This window comes from Mycobacterium sp. 852002-10029_SCH5224772 (assembly GCF_001667315.1).
GTDB lineage: Bacteria > Actinomycetota > Actinomycetes > Mycobacteriales > Mycobacteriaceae > Mycobacterium.
Genome location: NZ_LZHT01000128.1, coordinates 49,044 through 69,482, shown reverse-complemented (window position 1 = coordinate 69,482; position 20,439 = coordinate 49,044). Strand labels below are relative to the sequence as shown.

Annotated in this window: 20 protein-coding genes and 2 pseudogenes; 15 read left to right on the top strand and 7 right to left on the bottom strand. The window is 67.5% G+C overall.

Annotation, left to right across the window (positions count from 1 at the left end):
* Genes A5775_RS22440 through A5775_RS22430 form a run of 3 tightly spaced genes read left to right on the top strand, consistent with a single transcriptional unit; the run spans position 1 to position 2,767 of the window.
* Positions 1-1,212 (top strand): DUF1214 domain-containing protein, encoded by a 1,212-nt coding sequence (locus tag A5775_RS22440; protein ID WP_067257302.1) that lies wholly within the window; start codon positions 1-3, stop codon positions 1,210-1,212.
* 28 nt (positions 1,213-1,240) lie between these two features.
* Positions 1,241-2,155, top strand: coding sequence for an alpha/beta fold hydrolase (locus A5775_RS22435; protein ID WP_067257297.1), 915 nt, complete (start codon positions 1,241-1,243; stop codon positions 2,153-2,155).
* 6 nt (positions 2,156-2,161) lie between these two features.
* The gene (locus A5775_RS22430) at positions 2,162-2,767 is read left to right on the top strand and encodes a TetR/AcrR family transcriptional regulator (protein ID WP_067257293.1); all 606 of its coding nucleotides are present in this window, start codon (positions 2,162-2,164) and stop codon (positions 2,765-2,767) included.
* On the opposite strand, the gene A5775_RS22425 is transcribed toward A5775_RS22430, so the two are convergent.
* The gene (locus A5775_RS22425; protein WP_067257289.1) at positions 2,708-3,721 is read right to left on the bottom strand and encodes an SDR family NAD(P)-dependent oxidoreductase; all 1,014 of its coding nucleotides are present in this window, start codon (positions 3,719-3,721) and stop codon (positions 2,708-2,710) included. The genes A5775_RS22430 and A5775_RS22425 overlap by 60 nt on opposite strands.
* Positions 3,722-3,921: 200 nt before the next feature.
* Between A5775_RS22425 and A5775_RS22420 the strand changes: the two are divergent.
* The 7 genes and pseudogenes from A5775_RS22420 to A5775_RS22390 form a co-directional block, all read left to right on the top strand.
* Positions 3,922-4,146, top strand: a pseudogene (locus tag A5775_RS22420) (NADH:flavin oxidoreductase); the annotation flags it as partial.
* A gap of 20 nt (positions 4,147-4,166) precedes the next feature.
* Positions 4,167-4,949, top strand: a complete 783-nt coding sequence (locus A5775_RS22415) for an LLM class F420-dependent oxidoreductase (protein ID WP_067257284.1) — start codon at positions 4,167-4,169, stop codon at positions 4,947-4,949.
* A gap of 122 nt (positions 4,950-5,071) precedes the next feature.
* A complete protein-coding gene (locus A5775_RS22410) occupies positions 5,072-5,812 on the top strand; it encodes a GntR family transcriptional regulator (RefSeq protein WP_067257282.1) in 741 nt (246 codons plus the stop codon).
* Between the two features lie 50 nt (positions 5,813-5,862).
* Positions 5,863-7,680: an ABC transporter substrate-binding protein/permease gene (locus A5775_RS22405; RefSeq protein WP_067257280.1), complete on the top strand. Its 1,818-nt coding sequence runs from the start codon at positions 5,863-5,865 to the stop codon at positions 7,678-7,680.
* A complete protein-coding gene (locus tag A5775_RS22400) occupies positions 7,677-8,426 on the top strand; it encodes an amino acid ABC transporter ATP-binding protein (RefSeq protein WP_067257277.1) in 750 nt (249 codons plus the stop codon). Before A5775_RS22405 ends, A5775_RS22400 begins: the two co-directional genes overlap by 4 nt.
* Before the next feature lie 65 nt (positions 8,427-8,491).
* The gene (locus A5775_RS22395) at positions 8,492-8,995 is read left to right on the top strand and encodes a MarR family winged helix-turn-helix transcriptional regulator (RefSeq protein ID WP_067257273.1); all 504 of its coding nucleotides are present in this window, start codon (positions 8,492-8,494) and stop codon (positions 8,993-8,995) included.
* 58 nt (positions 8,996-9,053) lie between these two features.
* Complete coding sequence (locus tag A5775_RS22390; RefSeq protein ID WP_067257269.1) at positions 9,054-9,725, top strand: SDR family oxidoreductase; 672 nt, start codon at positions 9,054-9,056, stop codon at positions 9,723-9,725.
* 6 nt (positions 9,726-9,731) lie between these two features.
* Here the strand turns inward: A5775_RS22390 and leuS are convergent, their stop codons facing one another.
* Complete coding sequence (gene leuS, locus A5775_RS22385) at positions 9,732-12,641, bottom strand: leucine--tRNA ligase (protein ID WP_067257266.1); 2,910 nt, start codon at positions 12,639-12,641, stop codon at positions 9,732-9,734.
* 184 nt (positions 12,642-12,825) lie between these two features.
* Between leuS and A5775_RS22380 the strand changes: the two genes are divergently transcribed.
* Positions 12,826-14,022 carry an LpqN/LpqT family lipoprotein gene (locus tag A5775_RS22380; RefSeq protein WP_067257262.1) on the top strand — a complete coding sequence of 399 codons (1,197 nt, stop codon included), beginning with the start codon at positions 12,826-12,828 and terminating at the stop codon, positions 14,020-14,022.
* A gap of 67 nt (positions 14,023-14,089) precedes the next feature.
* Positions 14,090-14,431: a hypothetical protein gene (locus tag A5775_RS22375; protein ID WP_067257258.1), complete on the top strand. Its 342-nt coding sequence runs from the start codon at positions 14,090-14,092 to the stop codon at positions 14,429-14,431.
* Between the two features lie 17 nt (positions 14,432-14,448).
* Here the strand turns inward: A5775_RS22375 and A5775_RS22370 are convergent, their stop codons facing one another.
* Complete coding sequence (locus A5775_RS22370) at positions 14,449-15,054, bottom strand: YqgE/AlgH family protein (RefSeq protein ID WP_067257256.1); 606 nt, start codon at positions 15,052-15,054, stop codon at positions 14,449-14,451.
* Between the two features lie 99 nt (positions 15,055-15,153).
* Here A5775_RS22370 and A5775_RS22365 point away from each other — a divergent pair.
* Both A5775_RS22365 and A5775_RS22360 read left to right on the top strand, forming a co-directional pair.
* Positions 15,154-16,498, top strand: a pseudogene (locus tag A5775_RS22365) (MFS transporter).
* A 37-nt stretch (positions 16,499-16,535) separates the two neighbouring features.
* Positions 16,536-17,309, top strand: a complete 774-nt coding sequence (locus A5775_RS22360; protein WP_067257250.1) for a TIGR03084 family metal-binding protein — start codon at positions 16,536-16,538, stop codon at positions 17,307-17,309.
* A 210-nt stretch (positions 17,310-17,519) separates the two neighbouring features.
* Here A5775_RS22360 and A5775_RS22355 read toward each other — a convergent pair whose 3' ends face one another.
* Both A5775_RS22355 and A5775_RS22350 read right to left on the bottom strand, forming a co-directional pair.
* A complete protein-coding gene (locus A5775_RS22355; protein WP_197512844.1) occupies positions 17,520-17,846 on the bottom strand; it encodes a DUF2710 family protein in 327 nt (108 codons plus the stop codon).
* 51 nt (positions 17,847-17,897) lie between these two features.
* Positions 17,898-19,523: a DUF5631 domain-containing protein gene (locus tag A5775_RS22350; RefSeq protein WP_067257244.1), complete on the bottom strand. Its 1,626-nt coding sequence runs from the start codon at positions 19,521-19,523 to the stop codon at positions 17,898-17,900.
* An 82-nt stretch (positions 19,524-19,605) separates the two neighbouring features.
* On the opposite strand from A5775_RS22350, the gene A5775_RS25750 reads away from it, so the two are divergent.
* The gene (locus A5775_RS25750; RefSeq protein ID WP_014378759.1) at positions 19,606-19,749 is read left to right on the top strand and encodes a hypothetical protein; all 144 of its coding nucleotides are present in this window, start codon (positions 19,606-19,608) and stop codon (positions 19,747-19,749) included.
* Between the two features lie 33 nt (positions 19,750-19,782).
* Here the strand turns inward: A5775_RS25750 and A5775_RS22345 are convergent, their stop codons facing one another.
* Both A5775_RS22345 and A5775_RS22340 read right to left on the bottom strand, forming a co-directional pair.
* On the bottom strand, positions 19,783-20,094 hold the full coding sequence (locus tag A5775_RS22345; protein WP_067257241.1) for a DUF2694 family protein: 312 nt from the start codon (positions 20,092-20,094) through the stop codon (positions 19,783-19,785).
* Positions 20,091-20,408 carry an ESX-1 secretion-associated protein gene (locus A5775_RS22340; protein ID WP_067257237.1) on the bottom strand — a complete coding sequence of 106 codons (318 nt, stop codon included), beginning with the start codon at positions 20,406-20,408 and terminating at the stop codon, positions 20,091-20,093. Before A5775_RS22340 ends, A5775_RS22345 begins: the two co-directional genes overlap by 4 nt.
* Positions 20,409-20,439 lie beyond the last annotated feature (31 nt).

Genomic DNA, 20,439 nt, shown 5'->3' with positions numbered 1-20,439 from the left:
ATGACGTTCGGTGACGGCCCCCACGACGCGGCCCTGCAGGCAGCGTGGACCGAATTCTGCAGCCGGCTGCAACGTGCGGGCGAACGCGTCTTCAAGGACCACAACCCGTCGTCGGGGATTCATCGCGTCGATGCCTATCGGTTCCTCACCCAAAACCTCGGCCAGGCCTTCGATCTGGCCCTCGAAACCAGTGACACCGGATACCCGGCGCTGCACACCTTCAGCGGCCCCACCCGCAAACTCGGCGGCGACTGCGCCGACTTCACCTATCAGCAAGCGTGGATCGACGGTCAGTCGACGTACCGGCTCACCGGCACCGGGGGCACCGCACGGTTTTTCAACGTCACCGTGCAAGGGGCACGCACACCCGGCCCCGGCGTCCTGCACGAACCTTTCGGTGACACACCGGAAGCCAACCTGCTCGGCCATCAACTGGTCATCGGAGAACACGGAGATTTCGAGCTCTACATCGGCGGGCCCGAGCGGGGTCCGAACTGGCTGCCCACCACGCCCGAGTCACGAAAGATCTTCATCCGCCAGGGATTCGACCGCTGGGATGAGCTTCCGGTGCGGCTGCGCATCGAGCGCGCCGACATGGCCGACCCCAAACCACTGCCCACGCCCGCCGACATGATCGAGGCGATGCGCTGGGCCGGCGATTTCGTCACCGGCCTGATGTCGGATTGGCCCGAGTTCCCGTTCCAATACGGCGGCGTCGACGCCGACCACCCGAACAGCTTCCCAAGCGTCGGGACGACCGACGGCGCCGACACCAAGCGCGGCCGGGCCGCCGCCAACATGTATTGGGAGCTGGCCGCCGACGAGGCGCTGATCGTCGAATTCGATGCCCACGACGGGTTGTGGATGTTCACCAACATGGGGGTCTTCTTCAACAGCATGGACTACCTGTACCGCCCGGTGAGCTACACGCCGAGCCGCACCAGGATCGACCGCGACGGACGCATCCGGCTGGTTATGGCTCACCGTGATCCCGGCGTGCACAACTGGCTGGACACCCAGGGCTTCGAACGCGGCAACCTCACCTACCGGCACATGCTCGAGGGCGAACCCGCCGCGCTGGACACCCGGGTGGTCAAGCACGACGAGCTGCCCGGGGTGCTCCCCGAAGGAACCGCCATGGTGAGCGCCGACGAACGCGCCGCCGCGATGTGGGAACGCTTCCGCGGCATTCGTCGCCGCTACGTCCTTTGAAGCGACACCGGGGCTAGGGTCAAAGATCGTGACCGAAGTATCTGAGGACGGGCTGGCGGAATTAACTGAATTCGCGCTGTTGCAAGAAAACGCCGAGCAGGCCGGGGTGTCCGGCCCACTGCCCGACGTCGAGCGCGTCGAGTCGGGCACGGGTGAAGGCAAGGTCAGCGCGCTGCGCTGGGGCGGCACGGCGCCGCGGATCGTGTTCATCCACGGTGGCGGACAGAACGCGCACACCTGGGACACGGTCATCGTCGGCGTGGGCGAGCCCGCGCTGGCGGTCGACCTTCCCGGTCACGGCCACTCCGCCTGGCGCGAGGACGGCGACTATTCGCCGTGGCTCAACGTCGACACCTTGCTGCCGATCCTGCGCGAGCACGCCGCGACGGCCGACCTGGTCGTCGGCATGTCGCTGGGCGGACTCACCGCGATCCGGCTGGGGGCGGTGGCGCCCGAACTGGTCAAGGAACTGGTGCTGATCGACGTCACCCCCTCGGCGTTGCAACGGCATTCCGAGATGACCAAGGAGCAGCAGGGCACGGTGGCGCTGATGCATGGGGAACGGGAGTTCCCCAGCTTCCAGGCCATGCTGGACTTGACGATCGCCGCGGCGCCGCACCGCGAGGTGAAGGCGTTGCGCCGCGGGGTGTTCCACAACTCGCGCAAGCTGGACAACGGCAACTGGACGTGGCGTTACGACGCCATCCGCACCTTCCCCGACTTCTCCGGCCTGTGGGACGACGTCGATGCTTTGTCCGCTCCGGTGACCCTGGTGCGGGGTGGCTCATCGGGCTTCGTCAGCGACGAGGACGCGACCGAACTCGCCCGTCGCGCAAAGTATTTCCGCGCTGCTCACGTCGTCGAGAATTCGGGACATTCCGTGCAGAGCGACCAACCCCTCGCGCTGATCGACGTGCTGCGCGGGGTGCTCGACGCACGCTGAGCCCTCATGACGGACCGTGACCGCAGCGCCAGACCTTCCGGGCGCCCGCGTGACACCTCGATCGACGAGCGCGTGCTGTCGGTGACCCGTGACTTGCTGGTGGAAGTCGGGTGGGACGAGCTGAGCATGCGGCTCGTCGCGGCGCGAACCGGCGTCGGGCGATCCAGCCTGAACCGTCGCTGGTCATCCAAGGCGGAGCTGGTGCTCCACGCTATCCTGGGTGAAACCCCCGACCTGGCACCGTTTTCCGGTACCGATCTGACCGGCTGGATCGACTGGGTGGTGCGCGGCAGTCACGAACTGTTCGGCAGACCCGACGTGCGGGCCGCGGTGCCGGGTCTGCTGCTGGCCCTCGGCGAAAACGACGACCTACGCAGGGACTTGTGGGCGAAGTTCAGCGGACCGGCCGTACAGCTTTTCGCCGACGACGTGCGCGCGACGACGCCCGCCAAGCGACGGCGCGCCGACGTCGACGCCCGGGCGACCCTGGCGATGGCAGCGGGCGCCGCGTTGTTCGTCACGACGGTCGCGGCCGAGGACGACGCCGAGACGCTACGCAACCGGATCGCGCATCTGTTGACGACGGCCATCGCCGCGTCCCATCCGCACTGACTCGACGATCGCTGCCTTCGGGGATCGCCACGTGACTTCGAGGTCGCGGCGAGTTTTACTGTCGTCGGTCGGCGTGGCGGCGGTAAGCAGCAGCGCCGCTTCATAACTGAGCCCAGCGCCGAGGGCGACGTACCGGCCGGCGGCGTCGGCGAGGCGGCCGATGCCACGCAACAGGCCCGGCGACAAGGGCACGCGCCGCACCCGCCGGCCCAGCCCCTCTTCGAGCGCGTCGATCATCTCGTCGAAGGTGAGCAGATACCCGCCGCACACGTATCGGTGGGGGCCGCGACCGGCCTGCATGACTCGCGCGTGCACGTCGGCGACGTCTCGCACGTCGACCATCTGCATGCCGCCGCGCACTCGCGGGGCCGCCGCCCACCGCACGATCGGTGCCCACCCCTGCTCGGTGACGCCGGCGGCGGTGCCGAGGGCGGGTCCGACGACGCTCGAGGGATAGGTCACGACGACCGGCGCCCCGGCCTCCTGCAAACGCCGGGCGACCCGGTCGGCGTACCCCTTGGTCTTCGCGTACGCGCTGCGGCCACTCGCCGTGGGCGTGTCGTGCGAGATGATGCCATCCGGCGGCGGGAACAGCGCGCTGTAGCTGCTGACCAACACCACCGGGTCGAGCGCGAGGTCGACCGCGCGGGTCAAAATCGCCTCCGTCGCATAGGCATTGATGTCCCACATCAGCTGGGCGCGGCGTTCGTCGGTGCCCACCACCCCAGCGGCATGCAATAGGGCATCGGCTCCGGCGAGGAGTTCCTCGATGGTCGAGGCGGACCTCACGTCACCGGCGAGCACTGTCACGGATCCGAGCGCTCGTAGCCGGTCGATGACGGCGCCGGGGTCGGTGGGTGCGGCCAGCAGCGTCACGCGATGACCCGCCTGAATCAATGCACGCACCGTGTGCGCGCCGAGATATCCGGTTCCGCCGGTCACCGCTACATGCATCGATCATTCTCCGCCCTGGCTGGCCCGCCGTACTATGTTTCGGTGCCAATGGTATCGAAACTGGCATTCAGCCCGCAGCGGCTGGGCCCCTGACCCTGAAAAACCGTTTCATCAAGGCGGCGAGGTTCGAGGCCGTGATGCGCGCGCGGCAACGTCAGCGACGCACTGATCGACTTGCACACCGAGGTCGCGCGCGGCGGGGCGGCCTCAACCGGCTCGACACGGTGGAAGACGCGCTGGCCGACGGGTTCGAGTGCGTGGCCATGGCCCGCGCATTGCTACGAGATCCCCACCTAATCAAGCGTTTTCGCGAGGGTGCGGCCACCGAAGGGTTGTGCGTCCACTGCATGAAATGCACGCCCACCGTCTACACCGGAACGTATTGCGTGGTGCGCGAACGGATCGAAGCGGCACCGGCACGCTGACGGGGCCTACGGTGGGTCCTATGACTCGCGACGACATTCGTATCGGTGTGCAGCTACAACCCCAACATGCTCCGCAGTACAGCCAGATTCGCGACGCCGTGCGCCGGTGCGAGGACATCGGCGTGGACATCGCCTTCAACTGGGACCACTTCTTTCCGCTCTATGGCGATCCGGACGGCGCGCATTTCGAGTGCTGGACGATGCTTGGCGCCTGGGCCGAGCAGACGTCGCGCATTCAGATCGGTGCGCTGGTGACGTGCAACTCCTACCGCAATCCGGAGCTGCTGGCCGATATGGCCCGCACCGTCGACCACATTTCCGACGGCCGCCTCATCTTGGGCATCGGTTCGGGATGGAAGCAAAAGGACTACGACGAGTACGGCTACGAATTCGGTACCGCCGGCAGCCGCCTCGACGACCTGGCGACCGCGCTCCCCCGGATCAAAAACCGGCTGGCCCGGCTGAACCCGGCGCCCACCCGGGAGATCCCGATCCTGATCGGCGGCGGCGGCGAACGCAAGACGCTGCGGCTGGTCGCCGAACACGCCGACATCTGGCACAGCTTCACCTCCGCGGACGAGTACCCGGCCAAGTCGGATGTCCTGGGGCGCCACTGCGCCGACGTCGGTCGCGATCCGGCTCGTATCGAACGCTCGGCGGCCGTGAAAAACGGCGGCGAGCTGGTGCCCAACGCCGAAGCCCTCGTCGGCCTCGGCGTCACACTGCTGACGGTCGCGTGCGACGGTCCGGGTTACGACCTGAGCGACGCCGAAGCGCTCTGCAAGTGGCGCAATAACCGCTAAACGCGCCCCCGCAACGTTTTGCTCCAGGTTCATTCGCCAAACACCTCAACGCTCGTGTCAATTCATGAGAAACTCTCAGCGCCAGCTAGCCGAACCGGGTGCGAAAGAGACTCAACTAAAAGATGCCGAAGAAATACGGGGTCAAAGAAAAGGACCTGGTTGTTTCGCACATCCTGCACCTGTTGTTGACCGGCAAGCTGCGCAGCGGTGATCGCGTCGACCGCAATGAAATCGCGTTGGGCCTGGGAGTCAGCCGCGTCCCCATTCAGGAGGCACTGGTCCAACTCGAACACGACGGCATTGTGTCCACCCGTTACCACCGCGGCGCCTTTGTCGAGCGATTCGATGAAGCCACCGTCGTCGAACACCACGAGCTGGACGGGTTGCTGAACGGCATTGCGTCCGCACGCGCGGCGACCAATCCCACCCCGCGGATCCTGGGGCAGCTCGATACCCTCATGCGCTCGCTGCGCGTCGCCAAAGATGCGCGCGCATTCACCGATATCACCGCCGAATACCGGCACACCGTCAACGACGAGTACGCCGGGCCTCGGCTGCACGCCACGATCCGCGCCTCGCAGAACCTCATCCCCCGCCTGTTCTGGACGACCTATCAGTGCGGGGGCGCGGAAATGCTGCCGTTCTACGAGGACGAAACCTCCGCAATCCACCGCCGCGACCCCGACGCCGCGCGGGCAGCGTGCATCAATCGCTCCCATCTGATGGCCCAGACCATGCTTGCCGAGCTGTTCAGGCGCAGGGTCTTCACAGCGTCCGACGACGGCGGTCGCGTGGTCCCCGGTCCCCTTCAGGTGGTTACCGGCGGGGACGCGCTCCACAGCGAAGCATCGTTGGCGCTGTAGAACAGAGTCTGACCGGGTCGTGCCGCCGACCGCTCGATACGGTGGCAGTGATGAGTTTGCCCGTGCACCGGCGCGCCACGCGCCTTGCAAAGCTATTCGCTCTGGCCTCGACATTGCTGGTGGTGTGGGGGTCGGCGTCGATCACGTTGGCGGGTCCCGCGGCCGCCGACCGGAACCAATGCGCGCCCGCCGGCCCGAAAAGCGCGGCCGTGTTGCCCGAGAATCTGGCGCATAGCCGTGCCCTGGGCCAGCCCGACGAGCACACCACGCCCAGCGTCGAGCCGTTGAGTTCGGTGAACACCGACACCCTGGGACTTGGCACGCCGGGGGTGCTGACAGTCGGCACGCTCTCGGGCGCACCGCCCCACATCTGCATCACCCCCACCGGCCAGTACAGCGGTTTCGACAACCAGTTGCTGCGGGCGATCGCCCGTAAACTCGGGCTCCAAGTCCGGTTCGTCGGCACGGATTTCGCCGGGCTGCTCGCCCAGGTGGCGACGCACCGCTTCGACGTCGGCTCATCGTCGATCAAGGCCACCGAGGAGCGCCGCCGAACCGTCGCCTTCACCAATGGCTACGACTTCGGCTACTACTCGCTGGTGGTGCCGCCCGGCTCGGCGATCAAAGACTTCGGCGATCTGGCCGCCGGCCAGCGCATCGGCGTGGTGCAGGGCACGGTCGAGGAGTCCTACGTCGTCGACAACTTACATTTGCAGCCGGTGAAGTACCCCGACTTCGCGACCGTGTACGCCAGCCTCAAGACCCGGCAGATCGACGCGTGGGTGGCACCGGCCGGGGAGGCCGCCAGCACGATCCAGCGGGGCGATCCGGCGGTCATCGTGGCGCACGCCTTCAGCAACGAGGGATTCGTGGCGTATGCGGTGGCCAAGGACAACAAGCCATTGGTCGATGCGCTGAATTCCGGGCTGGACGCCGTCATCGCCGACGGCACCTGGTCAAACCTGTACTCGCAGTGGGTACCCCGCACCCTGCCACCCGGGTGGAAACCCGGATCCCTTGCCGCCCCGGCGCCGACCCTGCCGGATTTCGCCGCCATCGCGGCGACTCGACACCACAAGGACGTGGGCCCGGCCGCGCCGAAATCGACGCTCGCGCAGTTGCGTGACTCGTTCTTCGACTGGGATATATACCGGCAGGCCATTCCCGCGCTCTTCAGCACCGGATTGCCCAATACGTTGATCCTGACCAGCAGCGCGAGCGTGATCGGGTTGGCGCTGGGCATGCTGCTGGCCGTCGGCGGGATATCGCAGTCGCGCTGGCTACGCTGGCCGGCGCGGGTCTACACCGACGTGTTCCGGGGGCTTCCGGAAGTGGTGATCATCCTGATAATCGGGCTCGGTGTCGGTCCGATAGTGGGCGGGTTGACGAACAACAACCCCTATCCGATCGGGGTTGCCGCGCTGGGGATGATGGCCGCCGCCTACATCGGCGAAATTCTGCGATCGGGGATTCAAAGCGTTGATGCCGGCCAGCTGGAAGCGTCCCGTGCGCTGGGATTCAGCTATTCGGCGGCCATGCGGTTAGTGGTGGTGCCACAGGGCGTCCGACGAGTCCTGCCGGCACTGGTCAATCAATTCATCGCCCTGCTGAAAGCCTCTGCGCTGGTGTACTTCCTGGGATTGGTCGCCGACCAGCGGGAGCTGTTCCAGGTGGGCCGCGACCTCAACGCCCAGACCGGCAACCTGTCGCCACTCGTCGCCGCCGGCGCCTTCTATCTGATACTGACCGTGCCGTTGACGCATTTGGTGAATTACATCGACGCGCGGCTGCGCCGAGGTCGCGCCACGGTCGATCCCGAAGAGCGGCCCGACATGCTCACCTCGACGTTCGGCCAGGAGATCACGTGACTGCCGGCAGCACGGTCCGATCGCCAGTCTCATTGGCGTGCAACGGCATCCACAAAACCCTGGACGGCACAGCCGTGCTGCGCGGCGTCGACATCGAGGCCCCCGCCGGCAGCACCGTCGCGGTCATCGGGCCATCCGGCTCGGGCAAGTCGACACTGCTGCGCACGCTCAACCGCCTGCATGAGCCGGACAGCGGCGACATCCTGCTGGACGGAAAATCGGTGTTACGCGACGATCCCGACCAACTCCGTCAGCGTATCGGCATGGTGTTCCAGCACTTCAATCTCTTCCCGCACCGCACCGTGCTGGACAACGTCGCGCTGGCACCACGAAAGTTGCGGCGCCTGCCCGCCGACGACGCCCGCGAGCTGGCGCTGGTGCAGCTGGACCGAGTTGGCCTGAAACACAAGGCCGGTGCCCGTCCCGGGATGCTGTCGGGCGGCCAACAACAGCGGGTGGCGATCGCCCGCGCGCTGGCGATGTCGCCACAGGTGATGTTTTTCGACGAGGCGACCTCGGCGCTGGATCCCGAAATGGTCAAGGGAATCCTGGAACTCATTGCCGATCTTGGTGCCGATGGCATGACAATGGTTGTCGTGACCCACGAAATGGGTTTCGCCCGGTCGGCGTCGGACTCCGTTGTATTTATGGATCACGGCAAGGTGGTGGAATCGGGCCCTCCCGAGCAAATATTCGAAGCCGCCGAGACCGAACGGCTGCAGCGGTTTTTGTCCCAAGTGCTTTGATCTCCACTGCCCGATAGGCAATAGCTACCTTGTCCGCGCCTGATAACGGGTTAGACTCCCGATTTATGGCAGACAGCGAATCGAACCCGGCCGATGTTGCCGAGCTCGCCGAAGGTTTGCACCGCGCGCTGTCCAAATTGTTTGCGATGCTCCGGCGAGGGGACCCCAGCGGGGCCGCGGCCGGCGAATTGACTCTGGCGCAGCTCTCGATCTTGGTCACGTTGCTCGATCAGGGCCCGATTCGGATGACCGATCTGGCGGCGCACGAACGGGTGCGGACACCCACCACAACCGTGGCGATCCGCCGGCTCGAGAAGGTGGGGCTGGTCAAGCGATCCCGCGACCCATCCGACCTGCGGGCGGTCCTGGTCGACATCACCCCGCGCGGTCGAGCCGTTCACGGTGAATCGCTGGCCAATCGGCGCGCGGCCCTGGCCGCGATGCTCAGCCAGCTTCCCACCGATGACCTCGACACCCTGATGAAAGCGTTGGCACCGCTGGAGCGGCTGGCCTCCGGCGACCCCACATCCGGCCCGGCCGGTGTGCCGCCCGCACGCAAGGAAGCCTGAAAACCGCTTCTGCTCAACATTTTCCGCCTGCGTCGCCGGGCTCGGTAGACTTCCGCTCATGCCCAATGCACTCATCACCGGCGCCGGACGCGGGATCGGTACGGCAATCGCCACGGCGCTGGCCCCCACGCACACCCTGCTGCTGGCCGGCCGCCCCTCCGACCGGCTCGACGCGGTCGCCGAGCGGCTCGATGCCACCACGTTTCCGCTGGACCTGACCGACGGCGGCGACATCGAGTCGGCCTGCGAAATCGTGGACGAACTCGACGTGCTGGTGCACAACGCGGGGCTGTCGATCCCCGGGAACGTCGCCGACTCCCACGTCGACGAGTGGCGTGCCACCTTCGCCGTCAACGTCTTTGGGCCGGTGGAACTTACGCTGGCGCTGTTACCGGCGCTACGGCGAGCCCGCGGCCAGGTCATCTTCATCAACTCCGGCGCGGGGCGCAACGTCTCGCCCGGTATGGCGTCCTATTCGGCAAGCAAGTTCGCCATCCGCGCCTTCGCGGACTCGCTGCGCAATGACGAGCCGGAGCTGCGTGTCACCACGGTCTATCCGGGCCGCACCGACACCGACATGCAGCGTGAACTCATCGAATTCGAAGGCGGGTCCTACGACCCCGCCAAGTTCTTGAAGCCGGAAACCGTTGCGGCCGCTGTCGCCAATGTGGTGGCCACCCCACCCGACGGGCATGTCCACGAGGTGGTGCTCCGGCCCGCCGGGCGGTAGGCAGTCTTAAACGACCAGGTTGACGAGCCGTCCGGGGACCACGATCACCTTGCGCGGATTGGCACCCGCCAGGAACGCCTGGACCTTCTCGTCGGCCAGCGCAGCAGCCTTCAGGGTGTCCTGGTCGGCATCGGCCGCGACCGTCACCCGTCCACGTACTTTGCCGTTCACCTGCACCGGATATTCCACGGTGTCGTCGACGAGGTACGCGGGGTCGGCCACCGGGAACGGCCCATGCGCCAGTCCGGTGGTGTGGCCGAGTCGTAGCCATAACTCCTCGGCCATGTGCGGGGCCAGGGGCGCCAACATCAGCACCAGCGGCTCAACCGCCGCGCGGGGCACCGCGTCCCGGTGCTCCTTGGTGAGGTGATTGGTGTATTCGATCAGCTTGGCCGCCGCGGTGTTATTGCGCAGTGCGGCATAATCTTCCGCGACCCCAGCAATGGTGCGGTGCAGCACTCGCAGTGTCCCGGTGGCCAGCTCCTGGGGAGGCCCGTCGAGCACCCGCGTCTCGCCGGTCTGTTCGTCGACCACGAGCCGCCACACGCGCTGCAGGAAGCGGTGTGCCCCCACGACGTCTTTGGTCGCCCAGGGCCGGGAGGCCTCCAGCGGGCCCATCGACATCTCGTAGACACGCAGGGTGTCGGCCCCGTAGTCGTCGCAGATCTCGTCGGGCGAGATCGAATTCTTCAGGCTCTTACCGATTTTGCCGAACTCCTGGAAGACTTCGACGTCTCCGTCGGGCCCCGGGTAGACGAAACCGCCGTCCCGTTCGACCACCTCTTCTGCCGGTACGTACGATCCCCGCGCGTCGGTGTACGCGAAAGCCTGGATGTACCCCTGGTTGACCAGCCGGCGGTACGGCTCCCGCGAACTGACGTGGCCCAGGTCGTAGAGAACCTTGTGCCAAAACCGCGCATACAGCAGATGCAACACCGCGTGCTCGGCGCCGCCGACGTACAAGTCGACACCACCGGGATCCTGCGGACCATGCTCGGCAGGCCGCGGGCCCATCCAGTAGGCCTCATTCTCTTTGTCGCAGAACCGATCCGAGTTGTGCGGGTCGGTGTAGCGCAGTTCGTACCAGGAGCTGCCTGCCCACTGCGGCATCACGTTGGTGTCGCGACTGTAGGGCTTCAGGCCGTCGCCGAGATCCAGCTCGACATGCACCCACTCGGTCGCCTTGGCCAACGGCGGCGAGGGTTCGCTGCCGGCGTCGTCGGGGTCGAACAGGACGGGCGAGTAATCCGGTACGTCGGGCAGCTCGACCGGAAGTGCGGCCTCGTCGAGTGCATGCGCACGTCCGTCGCTGTCGTAAACGATCGGGAACGGTTCGCCCCAGTAACGCTGGCGGGCGAAAAGCCAGTCCCGCAATTTGAATTCGATGCGGGCCCGGCCCCGGCCCTCGGACTCCAAGCGGGCGGTGATGGCTTCCTTGGCCGCCGCCACGTCCAGTCCGTCGAGGTAGCCGGAGTTGACCAACACCCCGTCGCCGGCGTAGGCGGCTTCCGAAATATCGCCGCCGGCAATGACTTCCACGATCGGCAGCCCGAACTCGTGGGCGAAGTCCCAGTCGCGCTGGTCGTGGCCGGGGACCGCCATGATCGCCCCGGTGCCGTATCCGGCCAACACATAGTCGGCGATAAAGATCGGCACGGGTTTCCCATTGGTGGGATTGGTGGCGTAGCTGCCCAGAAAGACGCCGGTCTTCGCCTTGCTTTCCTGGCGCTCGAGGTCCGATTTCGAACCGATGGCCTGCCGGTAGGCGTCGACCGCTTCGCCGGGCGTCGCGGCGCGATACGTCCAGCGCGCGTCGGTCCCGTCCGGCCAGGCGGCGGTCACCAGCTCATCGACCAGGTCGTGCTCGGGGGCGAGCACCAGATAGGTGGCGCCGAACAGCGTGTCGGGTCGGGTGGTGAACACCTCGATGTCGACCGTCTCGCCGTCCGATTTGGTCGCCGAGAACAGGGCCTTGGCGCCGGTGGAGCGGCCGATCCAGTTGCGCTGCATGGTCTTGACCGCCTCCGGCCAGTCCAGCACATCGAGGTCGTCGAGCAGCCGGTCGGAATAGGCGGTGATCCGCATCATCCACTGCCGCAACCGCTTCCGGAACACCGGGAAGTTGCCTCGGTCGCTGCGACCGTCGGCGGTGACCTCTTCGTTCGCCAGCACGGTGCCCAGGCCGGGGCACCAATTCACCATCGAGTCCGCCCGGTAGACCAGCCGGTGGCCGTCGATCACGTCGGCCCGCTCCCCCACCGACAGCGCGGCCCAGTCCCGCCCGTCCTCGAGGCGGCGCGCACCGGAATCGAATTCGGCGACCAACTCGGCGATGGGGCGGGCCTTGTCGGCGGCGGTGTCGAACCAGGCGTTGTAGATCTGCAGGAAGATCCACTGCGTCCACTTGTAGAACTCGACGTCGGTGGTGGAAAAGCTGCGCCGGCTGTCGTGGCCCAGCCCCAGGCGGCCCAGCTGGCGCCGGAAGTTCACGACGTTGGCCTCGGTCCGGATCCGCGGGTGGGTGCCGGTCTGCACCGCGTATTGCTCGGCCGGCAGCCCGAACGCATCAAAACCCAACGCGTGCAACACGTTACGGCCCTTCATGCGAAAGTAGCGCGCGTACACGTCCGTCGCGATGTAGCCCAGCGGGTGGCCGACGTGCAGGCCCTCCCCCGACGGGTAGGGGAACATGTCCTGCACGAACAGCTTGTCGTCCGGGACCGGGGTCCCGCCCGCCGGGGCCAGCGATCCGACCGGGTTGGGCACGTTGAACGTCCCCAGCTTCGCCCAATTGTCCTGCCACGTGCCCTCGATCCGGCCCGCCAGCGCCGCGGTGTAACGATGCGGCGGCGCGTCGGAGTCCGGCTGGGCGGCGCCAGAGCCGCTACCTGGCGAAGTGGTCGGGGAATCGGTCACCTGAACAGGGTATAAGGGCCGACACGGCCGGTTCGCCGGCCACAGCTTGGTCTCGGTTCCGTTGCGCGCCGATCAGGGGTTCATCCCAGGTGTATTTCGAGCCTGTTCACCGCCTTGACCTCTAGTTACAGTCAGCCACTATCGACGGCTTCAGGTACTCGAGCCATGGGAAGGACCGACGCAGATGATTGACATCGTCCCCGTCCACCGGGCACTTCTGGGCGGTATGGTCGCTGGCCTGATGGGCCTGGCGGTTGTTGCGGGCGGCACGGCATCGGCAGACCCGTTGCCTCCAGCGCCGGCGCCGGTCCCCGTCGTCCCCGCCCAGGCGCCGCAGAACCTCGGGCCCGAGCTGGTGCCTCCGAGCAGATACCTCGCCGCCCCGCAGGCCGCTATTCCCGTTGCGCCGCCGGCCACCGCCGGGACACCGAGAGCGTCGGCACCGGCCGCGGCCGCACCGGCGACCCCCCCGGCGCCGGCGCCCGTCCCCGCGACGTCCGGGACGATCCGTGAATTCCTGCAGTCGAAGGGTGTCAAGCTCGAGGCGCAAAAACCGCAGAGCTTCAAGGCGCTCGACATCACCTTGCCGCTGCCCGCTCGCTGGACCCAGGTACCCGACCCCAACGTGCCCGACGCGTTCGCGGTCATCGCCGATCGGCGCGGTAGCAGCATCTATTCATCGAACGCCCAGGTGGTGGTGTACAAGCTGGTCGGCGATTTCGACCCGAAAGAGGCGATCACACACGGCTACGTCGACAGTCAGAAGCTTCTGGCGTGGCAGCCCACCAACGCCTCGATGGTCGATTTCGGCGGCTTCCCGTCGTCCATCATTGAGGGCACCTACCGCGACGGGGACATGACGCTGAACACCTCCCGACGCCACGTCATCGCCACGTCGGGGCCCGACAAATACCTCGTCTCGCTGGCGGTGACCACCGATCGTGCGGTCAGCGTCGCCGACGCACCGGCCACCGACGCCATCATCAACGGCTTCCGGGTCACCGCCCCCGGCGCGGCCGCTCCGGCACCCCCCCAATCTCCGGCTGCCTCGCCGGTCGGGCGACCCGCCCAGCCGCCCGCCGTCGCGCCCGCCGCTCCGGCACCCGCTGTGGCTCCGGCCGCCCCGGCACCCGCTGTGGCTCCAGCGCCCGCCACCGCTCCGGTCGCACCGGTCGCACCGGCACCCGCCACGGCCCCGATCGCACCGGCACCCGCCACGGCCCCGTTGGTGCCCCTCGCCCAGACGGCACCTGCGGCACCCGTGGCCCCGGCCCGGCTCCCCGCGCCGACGTCGCTGCCCAACCAGCAGCACACGCCCAGCCTGCTGGCCATGGTGCCGGGCCTGCCCCCGCTGCCGAACTTTTCGTTCCTCCAGCACTGAGTCCACCGGCGCTCGCACCCGCAGAGCCGGATGAGCGGGCCGGTAACCGGGCTCGTATTGTGAGGCCATGCTGATTGCGGGCGTGCTGTGCATGTGTGCGGCGGTGGCCTCGGCGGGGTTCGGCACCTGGTCGCTTGCGCGCAACCGGAATTTCGGCGCCACAGCGCTGGCGCTGCGCGCCATGGCACCCACCCAGTTGGCGGCCGCGGTGATGCTGGGTGCCGGTGGCGTAGTGGCCCTGGCCGCGGTCCCGCACACCGCCGTGGTGGTGCTGATCGTGTGTGTCGCGGGGGCGCTGGGAACGCTGGGCGCGGGCTCATGGCAGAGCGCGCGTTTCGCATTGCGCCAGGAAGCGACGGCGCCGGCGTGCGCGGGCAGCTGCGCCGGCTGCACGCAGTCGTGCCACTGACCTGAAGCGGGGAAGCGCTAGTTCCGGCTGATGTCGATCGGGTGCGTCGCGAGCAGCGAAAGCGGCAGCGGCTGCCGGCGCAGCACATGGCCCCACAAATCTGACCTCGGTCCGACGAGAACGTCGGATGGCAAGGCGGACAAGACAATCCAGTCGTCGCGTTCGATTTCGCCTTCGAGCTGACCGATGGTCCAGCCGGAGTACCCGGCGAAGATCCGCACGCCCTCCACCAGTGGTGCGATCGCGTCGGGGTCGGCGTCCAAATCGACCATCACCACCCGGCCGTCCACATGCCGCAAGCCCGGCACGTCTTGCGGATCGGCACCGACGCGCAACGTTGCCAGGCACAGCGCGGCGTCACGCTTCACCGGGCCACCGATGAACATCGTCTTCGGCTTCGCCGTCAGGTTGGTCCACTGCGGCAGCACGTTGTACACGGCGGTTTCGCTGGCGCGGTTGAGCACGACACCCAACGTGCCGCCATCGTTGTGCTCGACGATGTAGATCACACTGCGCCGAAACGTCGGTTCGAGAAGGTCGGTGTTCGCGAGCAGCAAAGTGCCCGCGCGCACCCGTTGCGCGGCGGGTGCGACATAGTCCTCTGGATCCTCCGGCGGGGGCACCTCCCCATCATCGCATCTGGCCGATCGCGGCCCAGGGCAATCTGAAGGGCGGGCCACGGCGATTTGTACTGTTGTTGGGACACCTCTGAGCGTGCGAGCTTGCCAGCCCCAATTGTGGAAGTCGGTTTCCGTGATCCCAACCCGGATGCAGTCCAGCGCACCCGTCGAAATCTGGCGGTCGGTGCGCGATTTGCCGGACTTCTGGCGGCTGTTGCAGGTGCGGATGGCGAGCCAGTTCGGTGACGGCCTGTTTCAGGCGGCGCTGGCCGGGGCGCTGCTGTTCAACCCGGATCGAGCGGCCGACCCGCTGTCCATCGCGCGCGCCTTCACGGTCTTGTTTTTGCCCTACTCGCTACTGGGGCCGTTCGCTGGCGCCCTGATGGATCGGTGGGACCGGCGGCTCGTCCTCGTCGGCGCCAACGCCGGCCGCTTGATCCTCATCGCCGCGATCGGCACGATCCTGGCGGTCCGGGCCGGCGACCTGCCGCTGTTGCTGGGCGCTTTGTTCGCCAACGGCTTAGCCCGGTTCGTCGGGTCCGGCCTGTCGGCGTCGCTGCCGCATGTGGTGCCGCGCGAGCAGGTGGTGACGATGAACTCGGTGGCTACAGCGGTCGGGGCCATCGCGGCGTTCGTCGGCGCAAACTTCATGCTGGTACCGCGGTTCATCCTCGGCGCCAGCGACACGGGCGCCGCGGCGATCGTCTTCATCACCGCGATTCCCGTGTCGCTCGCGTTGCTGCTGTCGTGGCGGTTCGCCGCGCGGGTGCTGGGCCCCGACGACACCCGGCGCGCGATCCACGGACCCGTTGTCTACGCCGTGGTCACCGGCTGGCTGCACGGCGCGCGCACGGTGGCGCAGCGCCCGACGGTCGGCGCCACCTTGTCCGGCCTGGCCACGCACCGGATGGTGGTCGGCATCAACTCGCTGCTGGTCTTGTTGCTGGTCCATCACATACCCGACTCCGACGGTGGGGGATTCGGCACCGCGCTCCTGTTCTTCGGCGCCGCGGGCCTGGGCGCCTTCCTGGCCAACCTGCTGACACCGCCCGCGATCCGCCGCTGGGGGCGCTATGCCACGGCAAACGGCGCGCTGGCGACCTCGGCGATCATCGAGGTTGCCGGCGCCGAGCTGCTGGTCCCGGTCATGGTGGCCTGCGGCTTTTTGCTCGGCGTGACCGGGCAGATGGTCAAGCTCTGCGCCGACACGGCGATCCAGATGGATGTCGACGACGCTCTTCGAGGGCATGTGTTCGCGGTGCAGGATGCGCTGTTTTGGGTGGCGTTCATCGTCGCGATCACGGCGGCCGGGATATTGATTCCCGACGATGGGCACGCGCCCGCGTTCGCACTGTTCGGCTCGGTGCTCTACCTGGCCGGACTGGCGATGCACAGCTTCATAGGGCGTCGCGGCGAGCAGACGAACGATCGTAAGGTGACGACGTGATTTGTGCGACGCCCGCCGCCGACAGGAGAGGGCCCCGATGACCGGTCCCGTGCCCATGGTCGAAGACCTGCGCGCCGAAAGCGACGCGCTCGACGCGCTGGTCGCCCCGTTGCCGCCCGAACGCTGGGCCGATCCGACGCCCGCGGCCGGCTGGACCGTCGCGCACCAGATCGCGCACCTGCTGTGGACCGACCGGGTCGCCCTGCTCGCGGTCACCGACGAGCCAGGATTCGCCGACGTGCTGGCAGGCGCGGCCGCCGACCCGACGGGCTTCGTCGACAAAGGCGCCGAAGAGCTCGCGGCCACCGCGCCGGCCGAGCTGCTCGCCGACTGGCGCGCCACCCGCGGGCGGCTGCACGACGAGCTGCTCGCGGTCACCGCCGGTCGCAAACTCCCGTGGTTCGGCCCCCCGATGAGCGCGGCGTCGATGGCCACCGCGCGGTTGATGGAGACGTGGGCACACGGTCTCGACGTCGCCGACGCCCTGGGCGTCACGCGGCCCGCGACCGAGCGGTTGCGGTCGATCGCTCATCTGGGGGTGCGCACCCGCGATTACGCCTTCGTGGTCAACAATCTGGAGCCCCCGGCCGAGCCGTTCCTAATCGAGCTTCGCGGACCCGGCGGTGACACCTGGTCCTGGGGACCGCCGGACGCTGAGCAGCGGGTCAGCGGCTCGGCGGAGGACTTCTGCTTCCTCGTCACTCAACGGCGCCCGCTGAACACCCTCGATCTCGCGGCCCAGGGCGCCGACGCGCGGCACTGGTTGCAGATCGCCCAGGCTTTCGCGGGGCCTCCCGGCGCCGGTCGATGAGCGCGCGAGGAGCCGGGCCCCAGCAGCTGAAGCGCCGGTCGGTCAGCGCGCCACGTCTGTCCCATGTGACGCTCGCAGCCTGCGCACCCCTTTTGCCCGCCTCATAGCGACAACATTGCGCACCGCGCTGCGTGTCCACCGAGGGTCCCCAACGTGTCGCTATAAGGCGGGCACAGGCATGTCGACTCTCCGAGAGACGTACGACCGTCTTCAGTGCAAGGGCCCGCCGTAACTCGCCCGGTTCTCGGCCTCCGCTTCTTCTCGCAGCGCGGTAATCGCCAGGTTCAGCCTCTCGGCCAACTCGCCGTGGCCGTATCCGGTCATCACGCCGGGGTGCAACGTCAGTTTGATCAGCCGACCGTCGGAATTCGCCACGGCGTAAACGTCGCCCAGGTCGACGCTGTAGGTCACGGCTTCGGCCTGCGCCACAAGGGCTTCCCACTTGTCCGCCGCTTCGCTGAGTTCCCGAAGAACCGAGTCGACGAGATTCTTGTCGCTGAGATTCGCGCGACTGCCCGAACCCGACACGAGGGACAGTATCGTCGCCCCCTGCGACCAGCGTCAATTCATACGCGGCGGGTTCTCAGCTCAGCTACCGGGCGTCGGCGCGGCGAGCTTGTGATACCAGGCGAGGTGGTAGTTCGCGGACACCGTGTCACCGCTGGCGATGCCTTCGGTGGCGGCGATCAACAGGCACTTGAGCAGCAGCGCCGGATTGACATTCGGATACTGAACCAGGAGCTGATAACGGGCCGTGTCGAGATGCACCCGCAGCACGTCGACCTCCTGATCGACCACAACCGTGCCCGCGGCCGCGGCCCCGGCCAACCGCGCGACGATCTTGGGTAGCTCGGCCCGCGCCCGGGTGACCTGGCTGAGCACTGTTGCCAGATCATCGATGGCAGGCAGCTGGCGCGGTTCCACCGACGATCTTGTCGCGGCGAAGTCAGCCGAGCGGCGCAGCGAATCACCGGGAGTGTAAGTGACGACGCGGGCCGTTTCGCCGACCAGCGCGCCGACCCTGCCACTGCGTCGCTCGGGTTCCAACAGCCGCACTTCTGCCGGAAGGTTGATGCCGGAAGGGATCCAGCCGTGAGCCAGATCGGTGACCAATACCGTCGTTCCGTCGGCGCGGTCAGCGATCGCCCAATTCAGCCGTGGCTCTTGCCGGACCACGAACTCGAGCAGCCGGTTCAGCCTGTCATTGTCGGATCCTGTTGGGGTTACGGTTTTTTCGGTGTGCACCTGCGCCGCCGCCGGCCCGACCGCCGGCGCGTGGTGGCGACCGCTGTCGACGGATTCGTCAACGGGCTCAGGCACACGGTCGGCCGGCGCCGCCTCGACGACGCGCTCCTCCTCGGTGACCACCGGAATGACCTGCGTCTCCTCGAGATGCGACGCATCAGCGGTCCCGGCCACCTCCTCGTCGGGGGTGGCTTCCTGCCCGGGCGCGGCCGGCGCGTCGTCCACGACCGGCTCGTCGTCCACGACCGGCTCGTCCGCAACCGCATGGTGACGGCCGCTTCCGGGTTCGTCGGCCGGATCAGGCGCACGGTCGGCCGGCGCCTCGACGACGGGCTCCTCCTCGGTGACCACCGGAATGACCTGCGTCTCCTCGAGATGCGACACATCGGCTGTCCCGGCCACCTCCTCGTCCGGGGTGGGTTCCTGCTCACGCGCCGGCGGCTCGTTCGGGCGACCGCCCGGGTCGTCCGTGGGGCGGCGACGCCATCTGGGCGGGGCCTGGGGTGGCTCGGCGACGTGATTGACCTCGCGGATTGCCGGTAGCACTTGGGTTGTTTCCAGGTCTGCACCCGAAGGCTCGAGGGCCGGTGGGGGTGCAGCGGGGGTCTGGGCACCACTCTGCACCGTATGCAGGTAGCGAATCGTCGATTCGACTCGACGCACGGCACGTGCGCGGGCTTCCTCGATGACTCGCGCCTCGGCTGACTGCCGCGCAGGGTCGGTCATTCCCGCTCGCTTGAGCATCTTGAGTTGGTCGTTGGCGCCGTTGGCAATTCGCTGCAGGTCCGCCTTGAGATAATCTGCGAGAGTGGCGGTTTCGGCGGTGACGGTCGATAATTCGGCAGGCCACAGCCCGCCTGTCACCCAGGGGGTGCAGTCGATGGGAGAGCTGAAAGCCGGGATCGCCAGCGATTCCCGGGTAGCTCTCCGGAGGCGCTGACGCGCCGTCATTCGACCGAAGATCGCCACTGGCTAAGCGTACCGGCAGCGGGCGAGCGACTTGTGCGGTCAGTGAATTGTGCGCCCGCGAAGGCCTGGGTAGCGTGGGGACATGGCTGAATCTGCACTGCAGCAGCAACTCGACGAGGTGCGCGCCTTGCTCGCCCGCGCGCGAGAGTTGTTCGGCCCCAATCCCGTAGAGCCGCCCACGGGCATCGCTCCCGATCCCAGCGCGGCTAAGCCGTGGCTGCGTTAGGCCGACGGCACGGCTGAGATCCGTGCAGGCCGGCTAGCGCCCGCCGTTGCGGCGACGCAGTTTGTGCGCCAGCAACTTTTCAATGGCCGCATCGAGGTCCCGGAGGGTCGGCACCTCGGCGGAAGGGGTGTGCCCTGCCGCGACGATCTCGTCGCGAATTTCCAGCAACGCCTTGAGGCACGACACATCGGCGGTGAGCACGATGCCCTGCGCCAAGGTCTCAGCGTCGGTTTCCATCGCCTCTTCGCTCAATGCCACGCTGTGCATATATCCGCCGCGGCACGAGCGGACGAGGATGTGCCCACTCGGGTGAACGGTGTCGAAAGCGGGATTCGCGTCGGTCATCGACCGCGGTCGACGATGTCGCCGAACTTGCCTGCAGCCTCCTGCTCGTGCTGTTCCCACATCGTCGCCGATACGGTCAATTGGTCGGCCAAATCGGCGTGGTCAGCAGCCTGCTGCTCATAGCACTGGCGTCGCAGCTCGAGCAGTTCGCGGCCGGCATCGCGAAGTTCGCTAAAGATCGGCCCGAGCGAGTCGAGGCTCTCCTGGATCGCGGCGTGCGACGACGGAACGGTGCGCAAGTACTCCGACGTGTCCTGGTGGTGCGCGGCGGCCTGACGTAAGTGCGCGGGCACCACATGAATCGAATCTGCCATCCGCTGTCTCCTGTTGACGACCGCCGTACGT

Coding starts and splice junctions, on each gene's coding strand:
- A5775_RS22415 (WP_067257284.1), top strand. CDS start 4,167: ATGACTCGCGACGACATTCGTATCGGTGTGCAGCTACAACCCCAACAT.
- A5775_RS22425 (WP_067257289.1), bottom strand. CDS start 3,721: ATGCATGTAGCGGTGACCGGCGGAACCGGATATCTCGGCGCGCACACG.
- A5775_RS25750 (WP_014378759.1), top strand. CDS start 19,606: ATGGCTGAATCTGCACTGCAGCAGCAACTCGACGAGGTGCGCGCCTTG.
- A5775_RS22440 (WP_067257302.1), top strand. CDS start 1: ATGACGTTCGGTGACGGCCCCCACGACGCGGCCCTGCAGGCAGCGTGG.
- A5775_RS22375 (WP_067257258.1), top strand. CDS start 14,090: ATGCTGATTGCGGGCGTGCTGTGCATGTGTGCGGCGGTGGCCTCGGCG.
- A5775_RS22430 (WP_067257293.1), top strand. CDS start 2,162: ATGACGGACCGTGACCGCAGCGCCAGACCTTCCGGGCGCCCGCGTGAC.
- A5775_RS22390 (WP_067257269.1), top strand. CDS start 9,054: ATGCCCAATGCACTCATCACCGGCGCCGGACGCGGGATCGGTACGGCA.
- A5775_RS22340 (WP_067257237.1), bottom strand. CDS start 20,408: ATGGCAGATTCGATTCATGTGGTGCCCGCGCACTTACGTCAGGCCGCC.
- A5775_RS22395 (WP_067257273.1), top strand. CDS start 8,492: ATGGCAGACAGCGAATCGAACCCGGCCGATGTTGCCGAGCTCGCCGAA.
- A5775_RS22410 (WP_067257282.1), top strand. CDS start 5,072: ATGCCGAAGAAATACGGGGTCAAAGAAAAGGACCTGGTTGTTTCGCAC.
- A5775_RS22405 (WP_067257280.1), top strand. CDS start 5,863: ATGAGTTTGCCCGTGCACCGGCGCGCCACGCGCCTTGCAAAGCTATTC.
- A5775_RS22360 (WP_067257250.1), top strand. CDS start 16,536: ATGACCGGTCCCGTGCCCATGGTCGAAGACCTGCGCGCCGAAAGCGAC.
- A5775_RS22380 (WP_067257262.1), top strand. CDS start 12,826: ATGATTGACATCGTCCCCGTCCACCGGGCACTTCTGGGCGGTATGGTC.
- A5775_RS22345 (WP_067257241.1), bottom strand. CDS start 20,094: ATGACCGACGCGAATCCCGCTTTCGACACCGTTCACCCGAGTGGGCAC.